General features: G+C 62.2%; 14 protein-coding genes. 2 read left to right on the plus strand and 12 right to left on the minus strand.

What is annotated here, in order from left to right; translation table 11 throughout:
- Nucleotides 1-27: 27 nt before the first annotated feature.
- The 6 genes from secG to rlmE form a co-directional block, all read right to left on the minus strand.
- A complete protein-coding gene (gene secG, locus R3F72_RS11345) occupies nucleotides 28-408 on the minus strand; it encodes a preprotein translocase subunit SecG (RefSeq protein ID WP_071230939.1) in 381 nt (126 codons plus the stop codon).
- Nucleotides 409-412: 4 nt separating this feature from the next.
- A complete protein-coding gene (gene tpiA, locus R3F72_RS11350; protein WP_332779690.1) occupies nucleotides 413-1,162 on the minus strand; it encodes a triose-phosphate isomerase in 750 nt (249 codons plus the stop codon).
- A gap of 79 nt (nucleotides 1,163-1,241) precedes the next feature.
- Nucleotides 1,242-2,627, minus strand: a complete 1,386-nt coding sequence (gene glmM, locus R3F72_RS11355) for a phosphoglucosamine mutase (RefSeq protein ID WP_071230941.1) — start codon at nucleotides 2,625-2,627, stop codon at nucleotides 1,242-1,244.
- Complete coding sequence (gene folP, locus R3F72_RS11360; protein WP_256961138.1) at nucleotides 2,624-3,505, minus strand: dihydropteroate synthase; 882 nt, start codon at nucleotides 3,503-3,505, stop codon at nucleotides 2,624-2,626. Before folP ends, glmM begins: the two co-directional genes overlap by 4 nt.
- Before the next feature lie 132 nt (nucleotides 3,506-3,637).
- A complete protein-coding gene (gene ftsH / locus R3F72_RS11365; RefSeq protein ID WP_087718613.1) occupies nucleotides 3,638-5,605 on the minus strand; it encodes an ATP-dependent zinc metalloprotease FtsH in 1,968 nt (655 codons plus the stop codon).
- A 90-nt stretch (nucleotides 5,606-5,695) separates the two neighbouring features.
- Complete coding sequence (gene rlmE / locus R3F72_RS11370) at nucleotides 5,696-6,373, minus strand: 23S rRNA (uridine(2552)-2'-O)-methyltransferase RlmE (protein WP_332779691.1); 678 nt, start codon at nucleotides 6,371-6,373, stop codon at nucleotides 5,696-5,698.
- Nucleotides 6,374-6,626: 253 nt separating this feature from the next.
- Between rlmE and yhbY the strand changes: the two genes are divergently transcribed.
- On the plus strand, nucleotides 6,627-6,953 hold the full coding sequence (yhbY, locus tag R3F72_RS11375) for a ribosome assembly RNA-binding protein YhbY (RefSeq protein WP_332779692.1): 327 nt from the start codon (nucleotides 6,627-6,629) through the stop codon (nucleotides 6,951-6,953).
- A gap of 180 nt (nucleotides 6,954-7,133) precedes the next feature.
- On the opposite strand, the gene greA is transcribed toward yhbY, so the two are convergent.
- The 4 genes from greA to dapB form a co-directional block, all read right to left on the minus strand.
- Nucleotides 7,134-7,610: a transcription elongation factor GreA gene (gene greA, locus R3F72_RS11380; protein ID WP_332779693.1), complete on the minus strand. Its 477-nt coding sequence runs from the start codon at nucleotides 7,608-7,610 to the stop codon at nucleotides 7,134-7,136.
- Entirely contained in the window at nucleotides 7,603-10,836 is a 3,234-nt protein-coding gene (carB, locus tag R3F72_RS11385) for a carbamoyl-phosphate synthase large subunit (RefSeq protein ID WP_332779694.1), read from the minus strand. Before carB ends, greA begins: the two co-directional genes overlap by 8 nt.
- Before the next feature lie 80 nt (nucleotides 10,837-10,916).
- Nucleotides 10,917-12,071, minus strand: a complete 1,155-nt coding sequence (gene carA / locus R3F72_RS11390) for a glutamine-hydrolyzing carbamoyl-phosphate synthase small subunit (RefSeq protein WP_332779695.1) — start codon at nucleotides 12,069-12,071, stop codon at nucleotides 10,917-10,919.
- Between the two features lie 326 nt (nucleotides 12,072-12,397).
- Entirely contained in the window at nucleotides 12,398-13,207 is an 810-nt protein-coding gene (gene dapB, locus R3F72_RS11395) for a 4-hydroxy-tetrahydrodipicolinate reductase (RefSeq protein ID WP_332779696.1), read from the minus strand.
- A 137-nt stretch (nucleotides 13,208-13,344) separates the two neighbouring features.
- Between dapB and R3F72_RS11400 the strand changes: the two genes are divergently transcribed.
- Nucleotides 13,345-14,337 carry an esterase-like activity of phytase family protein gene (locus R3F72_RS11400; RefSeq protein WP_332779697.1) on the plus strand — a complete coding sequence of 331 codons (993 nt, stop codon included), beginning with the start codon at nucleotides 13,345-13,347 and terminating at the stop codon, nucleotides 14,335-14,337.
- A gap of 81 nt (nucleotides 14,338-14,418) precedes the next feature.
- Here the strand turns inward: R3F72_RS11400 and R3F72_RS11405 are convergent, their stop codons facing one another.
- Together R3F72_RS11405 and dnaJ are read right to left on the minus strand one after the other, a co-directional pair.
- A complete protein-coding gene (locus tag R3F72_RS11405) occupies nucleotides 14,419-15,039 on the minus strand; it encodes a LysE family translocator (protein WP_332779698.1) in 621 nt (206 codons plus the stop codon).
- A 117-nt stretch (nucleotides 15,040-15,156) separates the two neighbouring features.
- A complete protein-coding gene (gene dnaJ, locus R3F72_RS11410; RefSeq protein WP_087718620.1) occupies nucleotides 15,157-16,317 on the minus strand; it encodes a molecular chaperone DnaJ in 1,161 nt (386 codons plus the stop codon).
- Nucleotides 16,318-16,352 lie beyond the last annotated feature (35 nt).

Here is a 16,352-nt window from a genome sequence, read left to right on the forward strand (position 1 = left end):
ATCGAAGGCTGTGAATTTCCTTTCCACTCAAGGATTTGACGATTTCTGACCGCCATCTTCCTCGAGTGCTGGCGCAGCATTATTCCCGCTTTGGTCGCCGTCGTCAAGGGTCGGCGCACCATTATGTTGCTGTTCGATCACTTGCGCATCGGGAATACCGCTCTGCGGCGCGCTGCTGGCGCTGGTCGCGAAATAGGCCAACCCCAGAGAGGTGACGAAAAAGAGCGCTGCCAGACCGCCGGTCAGCTTGGACAGGAACCCGCCACTGCCGCGTGACCCGAAGACGGTCTGCGAGGACCCGCCACCAAAAGCTGCACCGGCCTCGGCACCCTTGCCCTGCTGCAGCAGGACCAGTACCACCAATGCAATGGCGGCCAGAACGTGAACCAACAAAATCGCTATCTGCATGAAATCAACCTGCTGACTGACAAATCGCTGTGAAATCGTCGACCTTGAGCGACGCACCGCCGATCAGGCCGCCGTCGATATCTTGCTGCGCGAGCAACTCCTGGGCGTTACCCGCATTCATGCTGCCGCCATAGAGCAGACGCAATGCATCGGCCAGTTCACGATCGAAACCGGCCTGATAGCCGCGTATCGCAGCCATCATCTGCTGAGCCTGCTCTGGCGTCGCCGTACGCCCGGTGCCGATGGCCCAGACGGGCTCGTAGGCGATCGTCATCTGCTGGCGCTGCCCCGGCTCAAGCCGGGCCATGACGTATCCCACCTGGCGCAGCACGACATCCTCGGATCGGCCGGCATCACGTTCTTCAAGGGTTTCACCCACGCAGAGAATCGGCTTGAGCCCTGCGCCGAGCGCCGCTATCACGCGCTCATAAACCTGTTCATCACTCTCATGATAGAGCTGGCGACGCTCGGAGTGGCCGACCAATACGTACTCGACCCCGAACTCGCTGAGCATCTGCCCGCTGACTTCCCCGGTCCGGGCACCGGAATGCAACGGATTGAGCGTCTGCGCTCCCAGGCCGACGAACGTATCCGCAAAGGCGCGGCGTGCAGCATCGAGATAGGGAAACGGAGGATGGATCACGACATCGACCGACGACGCCAGATCCGTCTCGGCAAATGCTCGGCCAAACGTCTCGATCAATTCCGCCGAGCCATTCATCTTCCAGTTACCCGCGATCAGCGGCTTGCGCATGCAACCTCCTGTCGGTGGTGCGACATGGTATAAGAGCCTTGACAGCAAGACAACAAGTGCTCTTGGCTATCTGGTCGGCTCAGGCAATCAGAGTTTCGACACTATCGGCAATTCGCTGCGCCATGGCCTGGACGTCGAAGCGCGGCCGCCCCTCTACCATGACTCGGATCAGCGGCTCGGTGCCCGAAGGACGCAACAGCACTCGACCACTGCCGCCAAGCTCATCCTCGACCGAGCTCACCGTCTGGCGCAGCGCCTCGCTGTCCAGCAAGGTCCTGGCATCATAGTTGCTCGGCAGGCGCACGTTGACCAGCGACTGCGGTGCCTTTTCGAAGCCTTCCAGCAACTGCTCCAGCGGCACCTCTTCCCGCACCATCACTGCCAGCACCTGCAGCGCGGAAACGATACCGTCGCCAGTGGTCTGCACGTTGCGGCAGACGATATGACCGGAGGCCTCGCCTCCCAGCAGCCAGTCGTTGGCGAGCAGACGTTCGACGACATAACGATCCCCCACCTTGGCCCGCTCGAAGGGAATCCCCTGCTTCTCGAAGGCTGCCGCCAGGCCGAAATTGGTCATGAGCGTGCCCACGACGCCGCCATTCAATTTACCGCGAGCGTGCAGGTCACGAGCGATGATATAGAGGATCTCGTCGCCGTCTACCAGCTTTCCGTGCCGATCGATCATCAGGACGCGATCGCCATCGCCGTCGAACGCGATACCCAGGTCGGCCTGGCGCGCCAGAACCGCCTCGCTCAAGCGTTCGGTATGCGTCGAGCCCACGTTCTGATTGATGTTGAGACCGTCGGGCTCGCCGCCGATCACGCTGACATCGGCACCGAGCTCGCGAAAGACGTTGGGTGCGATGTGATAGGTCGCGCCATGGGCGCAGTCCAGCACGATTCGCAAACCGTGCAGCTCGAGGCGATTGTGAACCGTGGACTTGCAGAACTCGATGTAGCGTCCGGCGGCGTCATTGATACGGACCGCCTTGCCGAGCTGGTTCGGCGCCATGGTCTCCAGCGGCTTGTCGAGCTCGTTCTCGATCTCGGTCTCGACCTCGTCGGCGAGCTTCAGCCCTTCCGCCGAGAAAAACTTGATGCCGTTATCCTGATAGGGATTATGCGATGCCGAAATCACGATCCCGGCATCGGCTCGGAACGTGCGTGTCAGATAGGCAATGCCCGGTGTCGGCATCGGCCCGAGCAACGAGACATCGGCCCCGGCAGCCGAAAGCCCCGCTTCCAGTGCCGATTCGAACATGTACCCGGAAATGCGCGTGTCCTTACCGATGATCACCTTGGGCCGCGTCGACTGGGCGGACTTCTGCCGAGCCTGATGGCTGCTCAGTTTGCGCGCCAGCACTCGGCCCATGGCCCAGCCCAGCTTCAGCATGAAGTCGGCGGTGATGGGATACTCTCCAACGGTGCCGCGAATCCCGTCGGTACCGAAATAACGTCTACTCATGATCGCCTCGCTCCTGAAGCTGGTCGTTCCTGAAGTACTGCCCAAGCCATATTGATGGCATCGACCGTGGGCGCAACATCATGCACTCTGATGATTCTAGCGCCCCGCTCGACCGCCATCACGCTCAACGCCAGCCCGCCAGGCAAGCGCTGATCGACGGGGCGCTCCAGTACCTGTCCGATCATGCTCTTGCGCGACATTCCCACGAGCAACGGCAGTCCCAGCGCTTCCAGCGCATCCATGCGATTGAGCAACCGCAGGTTGTGCTCCAGCGTCTTGGCAAAGCCGAAACCCGGGTCCAGCAGCAGCCGCTCCCGCGCGATGCCCGCCGCCTCGCAAACCGCGATACGCTCGCGCAGGAAATCGGCGACGGCAGCTTCAACGGGGCGATCGTAGTGCGGCGCCTGCTGCATCGTCTGCGGCTTTCCCAGCATGTGCATCAGACACACGGGCAGACCAGTGTCCGCCGCCGCCTCGAGCGCGCCTGGGCGCGTCAGCGAGCGCACGTCATTGATCATGCCGGCACCGGCTTCGGCGACTTCCCGCATCAGTTCGGGCGCACTGGTGTCGACCGAGACCAGCGCATCGAACTCCGACACCAGCATCTCGACCACGGGCAACACGCGCTCCCGTTCGGTTTCCAGCGTCACCGGCTCGGCCCCCGGCCGTGTCGACTCGCCGCCGACGTCGATGATGGCAGCGCCTTCTCGCAGCAGACGTTCGGCATGACGACGGGCATCATCCAGCCGGTCGTGTCGACCACCATCCGAAAATGAATCCGGGGTCACATTGAGAATGCCCATGACGCAGGGGCGTGAAAGGTCGAGATGATGTTGACCACAGCGCAATCGGGCGCTGGTGGGTACCGAATCTGTCATTGAAGTCCGTCGCTCACAAAAGCGTTCACTCTAGGCAGGCCGAGAGGGCTACGCAACCGGCCGAAATACAGCGGGGCGTCATTTCTGACGCCCCGCTGCAAATCTGCCATTTCATTTCATCATCGGATCACATTATAGCCCCGATGACCCGCCTAGCGGATCCGAGGGCCGCCGATTCCCCGACTCGTCATCCGGCGTGCCTTCACCGCTCGGCTGTGGCTCCGGATCGTCGACAGGACGGCCGGACCCCGAAGTCGGTCCGTCGTCGCCCCAATCCTTCGGCGGACGCGGTTTACGACCTTCCATGATGTCCTTGAGCTGCGCGGCATCGATGGTCTCGTACTGCATCAGCGCTTCTGCCATCAAGTCGAGCTTGTCGCGGTTGTCCTCGAGGATCTTGCGCGCCATCGCGTAGCACTCGTCGATGATGCGACGCACTTCCTTGTCGAGACGGGTCGATGTCTCGCCGGAGGTCAGCTTGCCGCCGCCCTGGCCCGGCCCGCCGAGGAACTGATGAGACTCGTCCTCGTCGTACATCAACGGCCCCATCTCTTCGGACAGACCCCACTTGGCGACCATGCTGTGCGCCAGCTCGGTAGCACGCTTGATGTCGTTGGAAGCGCCGGTGGTCACGCCATTCGGCCCCAGCGTCATCTCTTCCGCGATACGGCCGCCGAACAGGGAACAAAGCTGACTGATGATCTGCTGCCGCGAGTAGCTGTAACGATCTTCCTCGGGGAGGAACATGGTGACGCCCAGCGCTCGGCCGCGCGGGATGATGGTGACCTTGTAGACCGGATCGTGCTCCGGCATGACCAGGCCGATGATGGCGTGCCCGGACTCGTGATAAGCGGTGTTCAGCTTATCCTTCTCCGACATGACCATGGACCGGCGCTCGGCGCCCATCATGATCTTGTCCTTGGCCAGCTCCAGCTCTTCCATGCCCACGGTGCGGCGGTTGCGGCGCGCCGCGAACAGCGCTGCCTCGTTGACCAGGTTGGCCAGGTCGGCACCGGAGAAACCCGGCGTACCACGGGCAATGATGCTCGCCTGCACGCCGTCACCCATCGGCACCTTGCGCAGGTGAACGTTGAGGATATGTTCACGTCCCCGAATGTCGGGAAGCGGCACGGTGACCTGACGGTCGAAGCGGCCGGGGCGCAGCAGTGCCGGGTCCAGCACGTCCGGACGGTTGGTCGCCGCGATGACGATGATGCCGTCATTGGCTTCGAAACCGTCCATCTCGACCAGCAGCTGGTTCAGCGTCTGCTCGCGCTCATCGTGACCGCCACCCATGCCGGAGCCACGATGGCGGCCGACAGCGTCGATCTCGTCGATGAAGATGATGCACGGCGCCTGCTTCTTGGCCTGTTCGAACATGTCACGGACACGGGATGCACCCACACCGACGAACATCTCGACGAAGTCCGAACCCGAAATGCTGAAGAACGGCACCTTGGCCTCGCCGGCGATCGCCTTGGCCAGCAACGTCTTGCCCGTACCCGGCGGCCCCACCATCAGCACGCCGCGCGGAATCTGACCGCCCAGACGCTGGAATTTCGACGGATCCTTGAGGAAGTCGACCAGTTCGACGACCTCTTCCTTGGCTTCGTCACAGCCCGCGACGTCGGCAAAGGTAGACTTGATCTGATCCTGGCTCAGCAGCTTGGCTTTCGACTTGCCGAAGCTCATCGGGCCGCCTCGGCCACTGCCGCCGCCCTGCATCTGGCGCATGAAGAAGACGAAGATGCCCAGAATCAGCAGGATCGGGAAGCTGGCAATCAGCAAGCGCGTCCACAGGCTCTGCTCTTCCGGCTTCTGGCCGACGACGGTGACGTCATGTGCCAGCAGGTCGTCCATCAGCTTGGGATCCTGCGCCGCCGGGCGGATTGTCTGGAACTGCGTGCCGTCCCTGCGCTCGCCATTGATGGTGTAGCCATCAATGGTCACGCTACGCACCTGGTCGTTCTGGACCTGCTGCACGAACTGCGAATAGCTCGTCGTCTGCGGCGAGCTATCGACGCTAAAGTTGTTGAACACCGTCAGCAGCACAGCCGCGATGACCAACCAGAGAATTAAATTCTTCGCCATGTCGTTCAAGACACCACCCTCGTAGTACGAATCTTGCTGCCTGCGCTTGCCGTGATCTGACACTACACCAGATGGGGGCGTTCAACCACGCTTGCAAGCCTAGACCTGAAATCCTTGCGCCAGCAGGTAGACTTCGCGAGAACGGGCCCGTGATGCCTCCGGCTTGCGCGTCACCACCTTGCGGAAGCTGCCTCGCAGATCACGCAGGTAGTCATCGAATCCTTCGCCCTGAAATACCTTGGCCAGAAAATGGCCGCCGGGCGACAACGTCTGTTTCGCGAGATCGAGCGCCAGCTCGACCAGATACATCGCCTGTGGCTGGTCGATCGCCGCCATGCCGCTCATGTTCGGCGCCATGTCGGAAAGCACCAGATCGACGGGGCGACCGCCCAGCTCTGCCAGAATCGATTCCAGCACGCTTTCTTCGGTGAAATCGCCGTGTATGAAGCTGACGCCCGCCAACGCATCCATTTCCAGGATGTCGGAGGCAATCACCAGGCCTTCGCTGCCGACCTTCTCCGCGGCAATCTGGCTCCAGCCGCCAGGAGCGGCCCCCAGATCGATCACCGTCATGCCTGTGCGCAATAACTTGTCACGCTCGTCCAGTTCCAGCAACTTATAGCTTGCACGCGAACGATAACCGTCTCTCCATGACTGCTGCACGTAGCGATCATCGAAATGCTCCTTCAACCAGCCAGCGCTGCTTTTGCTCTGCCGAGTAGAAGACCCGGTCTTGTCGGAGCTGGATTTGGGGCCTGAACCGGAAGAGCGCGCCACTGATGGTCACCTGAAGAATAGTCAAAGTACGTATAGCGGAGATGCGAGGCTCGAAGCCTGAAGCGAAAGAGCCGATGGCGCCTGTCTTCATGTCCTCCGGGCATTCCTGCCACCCTCGGGATACGCCTTCTGAGTCGACGACATCTTTCCTGTTGCGACCGAAACCCGTACCATGACGCGTTTCGACAGTGCGGTGGTGAGACCGATTGCAGCACCGCTGACAATTATCGCGAAGTTCAACGGTCAGACTATCATGAGCCTATCATCCGCACAAAAGAAAGCCTTCCGCAGCATCGGCCACCACTTGCAGCCGATCGTCACCGTCAGTGAAAACGGGTTGAGCGAAGGTGCCCAGCAGGAACTCGAGCGCGCGCTACGCGACCACGAACTGATCAAGATCAAGCTGGCGATTCCCGAGCGCGAGGAGCGCCAGGCCATGGTCGAGGAACTGGTCGAGCTTTCCGGCGCGGAACTGGTCCAGACGCTGGGAAAAGTGGCACTGCTCTATCGCCACAACCCCAAGGCCAACCCGAAACTCTCCAACATTCAGCGCGCCGAAGACCACCACGGACGTCACTGAGCGCGCGAGCCGCGCGTTGCGAAATGAGCATTGACCTTTCCATACGAAAAAACCGCGACGATGTCGCGGTTTTTTTTTCGGCTCGTAACTCGTAACTCGTAACTCGTAGCTCGTAGCTCGTAGCTCGTAGCTCGTAGCTCGTAGCTCGTAGCTCGTAGCTCGTAGCTCGTAGCTCGTAGCTTAGAGATGCTCGACGCTGGAAATTTCGTATTCCACGTCGCCACCTGGCGTGCGAACGTTGACCACGTCGCCTTCCTGCTTGCCGATCAGCGCTCGCGCGATGGGCGAGGTGATCGAAATCTTGCCGGCCTTGATATCGGCTTCGTCCTCGCCGACGATCCGGTAACGCACCTCTTCGTCGGTTTCGAGATTGAGCAGTTCGACGGTAACACCAAAGATTACCTTGCCAGTCTTCGGCATCTTGGTCACGTCGATGACCTGTGCCGACGACAGCTTGCCCTCGATCTCCTGAATGCGCCCCTCGATGAACCCTTGCTGCTCGCGGGCAGCATGATACTCGGCGTTCTCCTTGAGATCGCCGTGCTCCCGGGCTTCCGCAATGTCACTGATCACTCGCGGGCGTTCGACGCCCTTCAGCTGCTCCAACTCCTGGCGTAAGGCCTGCTCGCCGTGGACGGTCATCGGGACCTTATTCATGAACTACTCCTGCGTGCTGTTCCTGCAGCCGCCGCACCGTGATCTCGTTACCGTACTCCAGCGCCATGCATACGGCCCGCGCACCCGCCAGCGTCGTGGCATAGGGCACCTTGCGAGCCAGCGCAGTGCGCCGGATGACCGAGGAATCATTGATCGCCTGGCGGCCTTCCGTGGTATTCACGATATAGGCGATTTCGTCGTTCTTGAGCAGATCGACGATATGCGGACGGCCTTCAAAAACCTTGTTGACGACAGCAACGGACAGACCAGCCTCTTCCAGAGCCCTGGCCGTGCCACGCGTTGCCACTAAACTGAAGCCCAAGGCTAGCAGAGATTGCGCTACCTCGATAACACCTTGCTTGTCCGGGTCGCGCACAGAGAGAAATGCCTGGCGCTCGCCGGTCAGCCTGGGAATCGCTTCGCCTGCGCCCAGCTGGGCCTTGTAGAAGGCCTCGGCGAAGGTCGCACCACTGCCCATCACCTCGCCAGTCGACTTCATTTCCGGCGACAGGATCGGATCGACTCCGGGGAACTTGTTGAACGGGAACACCGCTTCCTTGACGCTGAAATACCCCGGAATGATCTCGCGGGTGAATTGCTGCTCGACCAGCGTCTTGCCAGCCATGCAGCGCGCCGCGATCTGCGCCAGCGACGTGCCGATACACTTGGAGACGAACGGCACGGTGCGCGAGGCGCGCGGGTTGACCTCGATGATGTAGATCTCGCCATCCTGCCAGGCCAGCTGCACGTTCATCAGCCCGACCACGTTGAGCTCGACCGCCATGCGCTTGACCTGCTCGCGCATCTCGTCCTGCACCTCGGCGGGCAACGAGTACGGCGGCAGCGAACAGGCGGAGTCGCCGGAGTGGACGCCGGCCTGCTCGATGTGCTGCATGATGCCGCCGATCACCACCTGCTCGCCGTCGCTGACCGCGTCGATGTCGATCTCGATCGCCGCATTGAGGAAATGGTCCAGCAGTACTGGCGAATCGTTGGAGACCTTGACCGCGTGGGTCATGTAGCGCTCGAGCTCTTCGGCGGTATAGACGATCTCCATGGCGCGGCCGCCGAGCACGTAGCTCGGACGAACGACCAGCGGATAGCCGATCTTCTCGGCCTTGGCAAAGGCATCCTCGAAGCTGCGCGCGGTCGCGTTGGGCGGCTGCTTGAGGCCCAGCTTGTCGATCATCTTCTGGAAACGTTCGCGGTCTTCGGCGCGGTCGATGGCATCCGGCGTGGTGCCGATGATCGGTACGCCGGCTGCCTCCAGCGCACGCGCCAGCTTCAGCGGGGTCTGGCCGCCGAACTGCACGATCACTCCGACCGGCTTCTCCTTGTCGGCGATCTCGAGCACATCTTCCAGCGTCACCGGCTCGAAATAGAGGCGATCCGAGGTGTCGTAGTCGGTGGAGACGGTTTCCGGGTTGCAGTTGACCATGATGGTCTCGTAACCGTCTTCACGCATGGCCAGCGCCGCATGCACGCAGCAGTAGTCGAACTCGATCCCCTGGCCGATACGGTTGGGACCGCCGCCGAGCACCATGATCTTCTGACGATCGCTGACCTCCGCTTCGCACTCCTCCTCGTAGGTGGAGTACATGTAGGCCGTGTCGGAAGCGAACTCCGCCGCGCAGGTGTCGACCCGCTTGTAGACCGGGCGAATGTCGAGCTGCTGCCGGCGCTGGCGGAACTCGCCTTCGGAGACGCCCAGCAGCGATGCCAGACGCGCGTCGGAGAAGCCCTTGCGCTTGAGACGGTAGAGATCGTCGGCGCTCAAGTCGTGCAGCGAGCGCTTGGCGACGGCTGCCTCGGCCAGCACCAGATCCTCGAGCTGGACCAGGAACCAGCGATCGATGTTGGTGAGCGCGAAGACTTCGTCGACGCTCATGCCGCTGCGCATGGCATCGGCGATATAGAATATCCTGTCGGCACCGGCGGCCTGCAGTTCGCCCTTGATCAGCGCCATGTTCTCGGCATTGAAGTCGGTGATCTTCGGATCGAGCCCGTCGACACCGATTTCCAGGCCGCGCAGCGCCTTGTGCATCGACTCCTGGAAGGTGCGGCCGATCGCCATCACCTCGCCGACCGACTTCATCTGCGTGGTCAGGCGGTCGTTGGCCTGGGGGAACTTCTCGAAGGTGAAGCGCGGAATCTTGGTGACGACGTAATCGATCGACGGCTCGAAGGAGGCCGGCGTGGCGCCACCGGTGATGTCGTTCTGGAGCTCATCCAGGGTATAGCCCACCGCCAGCTTGGCGGCGATCTTGGCGATCGGGAAGCCGGTCGCCTTGGAAGCCAGCGCCGAGGAACGCGACACGCGCGGGTTCATCTCGATCACGACCATGCGCCCGGTGTCCGGGTCGACGCCGAACTGGACATTGGAGCCACCGGTCTCGACGCCGATCTCGCGCAGCACCGCAAGGGATGCGTTGCGCATGATCTGGTACTCCTTGTCGGTCAGCGTCTGCGCTGGCGCGACGGTGATGGAGTCGCCGGTATGCACGCCCATCGGGTCGAAGTTCTCGATCGCACAGACGATGATGCAGTTGTCGTTCTTGTCGCGAACGACCTCCATCTCGTACTCCTTCCAACCCAGCAGCGACTCGTCGATCAGCAGCTCGTGGTTGTTGGAAAGCTCGAAGCCGCGATCGCAGACCTCCTCGAACTCTTCCTTGTTGTAGGCCACGCCGCCGCCGGAACCGCCCATGGTGTAGGAGGGGCGAATGATCACCGGAAACCCGAGCGAGGCTTGAATCTTCCACGCCTCGTCCATGGTATGAGCGACCTTGGCCTTGGGGCACTCGAGGCCGATGTTCTTCATCGCCTTGTCGAACAGGTCGCGATCTTCGGCCTTGTTGATGGCGTTGGCGTTGGCGCCGATCATCTCCACGCCGTACTTCTCGAGCACACCGTGCTTGTCGAGCTCCAGCGCACAGTTGAGCGCGGTCTGCCCGCCCATGGTCGGCAGGATCGCCGACGGGCGCTCCTTCTCGATGATCTGCTCCACCGCCTGCCAGGTGATCGGCTCGATGTAAGTGGCATCGGCCATCACCGGGTCAGTCATGATGGTCGCCGGATTGGAGTTGACCAGAATGACGCGGTAGCCCTCTTCACGCAGTGCCTTGCAGGCCTGGGCCCCGGAGTAGTCGAATTCGCACGCCTGCCCGATAACGATGGGGCCGGCGCCGATGATCAGAATGCTGTCGAGATCCGTACGTTTTGGCATGCGCTAACACTCGTCGAAAATGAGGGTGTCGACGACTGGCGCCGACCCGATAGACTGAATTCCAAACCGCCGCTGCTGACTCAAGCGGCTTGCTGACGACGCTGCATCATCGTCACGAACCGATCGAACAGCGGCGAGACATCCTGTGGCCCCGGGCTCGCTTCCGGATGGCCCTGGAAGCTGAACGCCGGACGATCGGTCAGTTCGATGCCCTGCAGCGTGCCGTCGAACAGTGAACGATGAATGGCGCGCACGTTTCCGGGCAGGCTGGTTTCGTCCACCGCAAAGCCATGGTTCTGACTGGTGATCATCACTTGGCCGCTGTCGAGATCCTGGACCGGATGGTTGGCGCCATGGTGACCATGATTCATCTTCACCGTCCTGGCACCCGCGGCCAGCGCCAGCAGCTGATGACCCAGGCAGATACCGAAGACCGGGATATCCGTCTCGAGCACTTCCCGGATCGCGCTGATCGCGTAGTCGCAGGGCTCGGGGTCGCCCGGGCCGTTGGCCAGGAAGACACCGTCCGGGTTCATCGCCAGCACCTCGCTGGCCGGCGTCTGGGCCGGCACCACGGTCAGGCGGCAGCCGCGAGAGGCGAGCATGCGCAGGATGTTGTGCTTGATCCCGTAGTCGTAGGCGACCACGTGATAAGGCCGCTCACCGCTGGCGGTATCGGCGTAACCCTGGCCCAGCGTCCATTCGCCCTCAGTCCATTCATAGGTGGACTCGCACGAGACCTCCTTGGCCAGGTCCATCCCCTTGAGCCCCGGGAAGTCGCGAGCCGCCGCCAGCGCCCGCTCGACGGCGTCATCGCCTTGGGCGGCATCACCGGCCAGAATCGCACCATTCAGCGAACCCTTGTTGCGCAGAATGCGCGTCAGGCGGCGGGTATCAATGTCGGCGATGCCGACGACGTTCTGCGCGGTCAGATACTCGGAAAGCGACATCGTGCTGCGGAAATTGCTGGCGATCAGCGGCAAGTCCCGAATCACCAAACCGGCCGCACAGATGCGATCCGATTCGACGTCTTCGAGATTGACGCCGGTATTGCCAATATGCGGGTAGGTCAACGTAACGATCTGGCGGGTGTAGGAGGGATCGGTGAGGATTTCCTGATAACCGGTCATGGCGGTATTGAAGACCACCTCCCCGCTGGTTTGCCCATCAGCTCCGATCGCAGTACCGTAAAATACACTGCCGTCTTCGAGAGCCAGTATCGCGGGTCTGTTCAAGGCAACATCCTCCTTAACTGGTCATCAACACATTACGTCGAGGTCTAGCATCACGCCCCTGCTTCGAGCATTGGTCGGACGAGCCGCCGCAAGGTCGTAAAAAAGCGGGACGAAATCCGGAAAAACCGGTTTCATCCCGCCTATTGTCCCGACTGCTGCATCATCTGCGGCGAATCTATTGCCTGCGGCTCTGGCCCGGCCAAATTGGCGAAATGATACCGGAAACCAACGCCCGGCTCCAGTACCGATCGCAATTCGACCGGATGATGCCTTGAACGGCGCTCCTCGGCGCCCAGACGTTCGTGCCTGGCCTTTCGATTATTGCGCTACACTTTCAATCCCAGCACGTCCTGCATGTCGTAACGTCCAGCAGCTCGCTCGGCCACCCAGACTGCCGCCCTGACCGCACCGTTACCGAAGGTCAGGCGGCTCGAGGCCTTGTGGGTAATCTCGATGCGCTCCCCTTCGGCGGCGAACAGCACCGTATGTTCGCCGACGATATCGCCGCCCCGCACCGTGGCAAACCCGATCTCCTTGGGATCGCGGGGGCCGACCTGGCCGACGCGCTGGAATACTCCGTGGGTCTTCAGGTCACGTCCCAGCGGCTCGGCCACCGCCTCGCCCAGCATCAGCGCCGTGCCGGAGGGCGCATCGACCTTGTGACGATGATGCGCCTCGATCACTTCGATATCGTAGCCGGCATCCCCCAGCGCCCTGGCCGCGGTCTTGAGCAGGTTCACTGTCAGGTTGATGCCCGTACTCATGTTGGCCGCGAACACCATCGGAAGCCGGTCGGCATGGCTGTCCAGCGTCTTCAGCTGGGCTTCGTCGAGCCCCGTCGTGCCGATCACGATCGCCTTGCCGTTGTCGGCGCACCAGGCGAGGTTGTCGAGGGTCAAGGCCGGGGTGGAAAAGTCGATCAGGACATCGAATTCCTCCCTGACTTCATCCAGCGATCCCCGCAAGGCGACGCCCAGCTTGCCGAGCCCAGCCATCTCACCGGCATCGCATCCGAGGAGCGAACTATCGGGACGCACGATCGCCGCTCCCAGTTGCGCGGCTTCGCTATTGTGCGTGGCTTCCAGCAAGATGCGCCCCATCCGTCCGGCCGCTCCCATGATCGCAATCCGCGTCATGCTTCCTCCCGTTACCTTCATTTGGCGCAGCCTGGCTACGCTGGTGATCGTCAGTGGCAACAGTATATCAGCCGACGTCTTACCGTCGGCACGGGCTACACTGGGTGACGTCGACGACTTCGGGGAGCCACCAGCCCATGCCGCCTCGCTTCTTTTCTGTTCTGCTACCCATCACCGTGGCGTGGCTCACCGGCTGCAGTGCCACGCCCCATCGCACGGCCATCGCCCCGGCGGACCTGCTGGCGAGCACGCCGAACATCGAGTGGTGCGGCACGCTGTCTTTACCTGGCGAGTGGCAGGATGGCACGCCGGTAGGTGGGCTTTCCGGTCTCGGCTGGGACGAAGACGAGGCGATGCTGTTCCTGATCTCGGATCGAGGCTGGCTGCATCGCGCCCGGCTGACGTTCGATGGCAGTGGCGAACTCCGTGATTACGAACCGCTGGACACCTATCCGCTGCGCGACGAGGACGGCGCCATTCTGGCAAGCGCCGAAAGCGACGCCGAAGCGTTGTCGCTGGAAAACGCGGACGACGGCATCCGCGGCAACACTCAGTTGGTGATAGGTTTCGAAGGTGGCGCGGAGAGTGATGCGGCGGGAAATGTAAAAAGCAACGCCCGCTGGCAACGCTTCCTGCCTTCGGGTATCGCCAGCGAACCGGCGCATCGCCCCGAGGGGTTGTCGGGCATCCAATCCAATGGCGGACTGGAGGCGATTGCGTTGCTATCCGGGCATGGGCTAGTGGGCGGCATCGAAAATCCACCCGACGACTGGCCCGAGAAAGTGACCCGGCTCTTTACCCTCGACGACCGGCAGGCGTGGCGTTATCCGCTAGCGGCCAATGCCAATAGCGCCCTGACCGCGATGGAAAGCCTGGATGGTGACTTGCTGACTCTGGAGCGCGCCTATACGCCGCCGGCATCGATCGTGATCCGGCTGCGTCGTGCCCATCTCGATGACGATGGCGGCGTCGAGATCAGCGAGCTGGCCAGGCTCTCCAACAGCGACGGCTGGTCGGTGGACAACTTCGAAGGCCTGACCCATATCGGCGAACATCGCTACCTGATGGTCAGCGACGACAACTTCAGCCTGAGACAGCGCACCCTGCTGAGCTGCTTCGAAGTGAAGTAGTAGAGCATCGCCATGCCGGGGATTTCGGCCTGCATGACGGCGATTGGCTGGGTATCAGTAGTCGTAGACCGCGTCATGGTCTTAGCGGCTGGCATGCAGTAGGCCGTGAATACCCAACCCGCCAAGCACACCACCACCCACTCGTTGCAACCAGCACGATGAACGCCCCTTACCTCTCGTTATCCAGCGCCGCAGCGGCGACGCCAACAGCACCGTGACGACATCGGCGGAAGAGAAAATCAGGTTGGTGGCGATGCCCAGGCAGACCAGCTGCCAAGTCATCGCCATGTCCGCTTCGGGCTGCACGAACTGTGGCAGGAAAGCGACGAAGAATAGCGCCGTCTTGGGGTTAAGCAGCTCGACTAGGAAGCTGTCACGCAATACCCGACGCGCCGAAGCTCGTTCATCCAGCATCGGTGCCTCGCCGAGCCCTTGGCGCCACAGGCGAATGCCGGCCCAGATTAGATAGCCACCGCCAATTAGCTTCATCGCCACGTAGGCGGGCGGTACGGCGGCAAACAGCGCCGCCAGGCCAAGGGTGGCGGCGATCACATGCATGTAGCAGCCCAGATGCACGCCCAATACCGCCTGCCAGCCAGCGCGTCGACCTCGCCCCAGGGTCTGGGCAGCGGTATAGAGCATTGCCGGCCCCGGCAGATAAGCGAAACCGAGCGCGGCGAGAACGAAGGTCAGCAGGTCCATGCAAGCATTTCCGAGCGAGAGGGTGAGACTTTGAGCCTAACGCGAGCCCGTACAAAAAACGAAGCCCGGCCCGGCAATACCGGACTGGGCTCGTATCAAAACGCCGGTTCTGGAGCGTTACGGCTTCATATCCTCGAAAAAGCGCTTCACGCCGTCGAACCAGCCCTCTTTCTTGGGCGAGTGGCGGCTGGCACTGCCCAGGCTGTCCTGGAACTTGCGCAGCAGGTCTTTCTGCTCTTCGTTGAGGTTGACCGGGGTCTCGGTCACCACCTTGCAGAGCAGATCGCCCGCCGGGCCGCCGCGAACGGGCTTGACGCCCTTGCCACGTAGCCGAAAAAGCTTGCCGGTCTGGGTTTCGGGCGGGATCTTGAGCTTGACCCGGCCTTCCAGCGTCGGCACTTCCAGTTCGCCACCCAGCGCCGCGTCGACGAAGTTGATCGGCACTTCGCAGTGCAGGTGCCGGCCGTCGCGCTCGAAGATCGGGTGCGCCTTGATCTCGACCTGGACGTACAGATCGCCCGCGGGGCCGCCGTTGAGCCCGGATTCGCCTTCGGCGTTGAGCCGAATGCGATCGCCGGTATCGACACCCGCCGGAATCTTCACCGACAGCGTGCGCGTCTCGCGAACGCGGCCTTCGCCATGGCACTTGCGGCACGGCACCTTGATGCTCTGGCCACTGCCGTGACAGGTCGGGCAGGTCTGCTGCACGGCAAAAAAGCCCTGCTGCATCCGTACCTGGCCCTGGCCGTGACAGGTCGGGCAGGTCTCCTTGCTGGAGCCCGGCTCGGCGCCACTGCCATCGCAATGCCCGCATTCGATGTGCCGCGGCACGCGAATGTCGACCGTGGTACCGAACACCGCGCTCTCGAGATCGAGTTCGAGGTTGTAGCGAAGGTCGCTGCCACGCTGCGGCGCGTTCGGGTTGCGCCGCCCGCCGCCGCCACCGAAGATATCCCCAAACACGTCGCCGAAGATGTCGCTGAAACCACCGGCCCCGGCACCGCCGAAGCCACCGCCGCCGAAGCCACCGCCGCCGAAACCGCCGGCCTGACCGTCGACGCCCGCATGACCGAACTGATCGTAGGCGGCGCGCTTTTCGCTGTCGGAAAGCACCTCGTAGGCGTCGGAAACTTCACGGAATTTCTCCGCCGCCTGCTGGTCGTCCGGATTGCGGTCCGGATGATACTTCTGCGCCAGCCGGCGATACGCCTTCTTGATGTCCTTGCCGTCAGCGCCCTTGTCGACGCCTAATACTTCGTAATAGTCACGTTGGGACATTACTGAGTCCGCCTCCGTGTCGACGCCGTGGAAAC

Source organism: Salinicola sp. 4072, assembly GCF_036663415.1.
Lineage (GTDB): Bacteria > Pseudomonadota > Gammaproteobacteria > Pseudomonadales > Halomonadaceae > Salinicola > Salinicola salarius_A.

Excerpts from the sequence above, each read along its gene's own strand:
- secG (WP_071230939.1), bottom strand. The coding sequence starts at position 408 with ATGCAGATAGCGATTTTGTTGGTTCACGTTCTGGCCGCCATTGCATTG.
- tpiA (WP_332779690.1), bottom strand. The coding sequence starts at position 1,162 with ATGCGCAAGCCGCTGATCGCGGGTAACTGGAAGATGAATGGCTCGGCG.
- glmM (WP_071230941.1), bottom strand. The coding sequence starts at position 2,627 with ATGAGTAGACGTTATTTCGGTACCGACGGGATTCGCGGCACCGTTGGA.
- folP (WP_256961138.1), bottom strand. The coding sequence starts at position 3,505 with ATGACAGATTCGGTACCCACCAGCGCCCGATTGCGCTGTGGTCAACAT.
- yhbY (WP_332779692.1), top strand. The coding sequence starts at position 6,627 with ATGAGCCTATCATCCGCACAAAAGAAAGCCTTCCGCAGCATCGGCCAC.
- greA (WP_332779693.1), bottom strand. The coding sequence starts at position 7,610 with ATGAATAAGGTCCCGATGACCGTCCACGGCGAGCAGGCCTTACGCCAG.
- carB (WP_332779694.1), bottom strand. The coding sequence starts at position 10,836 with ATGCCAAAACGTACGGATCTCGACAGCATTCTGATCATCGGCGCCGGC.
- dapB (WP_332779696.1), bottom strand. The coding sequence starts at position 13,207 with ATGACGCGGATTGCGATCATGGGAGCGGCCGGACGGATGGGGCGCATC.
- R3F72_RS11400 (WP_332779697.1), top strand. The coding sequence starts at position 13,345 with ATGCCGCCTCGCTTCTTTTCTGTTCTGCTACCCATCACCGTGGCGTGG.
- R3F72_RS11405 (WP_332779698.1), bottom strand. The coding sequence starts at position 15,039 with ATGGACCTGCTGACCTTCGTTCTCGCCGCGCTCGGTTTCGCTTATCTG.
- dnaJ (WP_087718620.1), bottom strand. The coding sequence starts at position 16,317 with ATGTCCCAACGTGACTATTACGAAGTATTAGGCGTCGACAAGGGCGCT.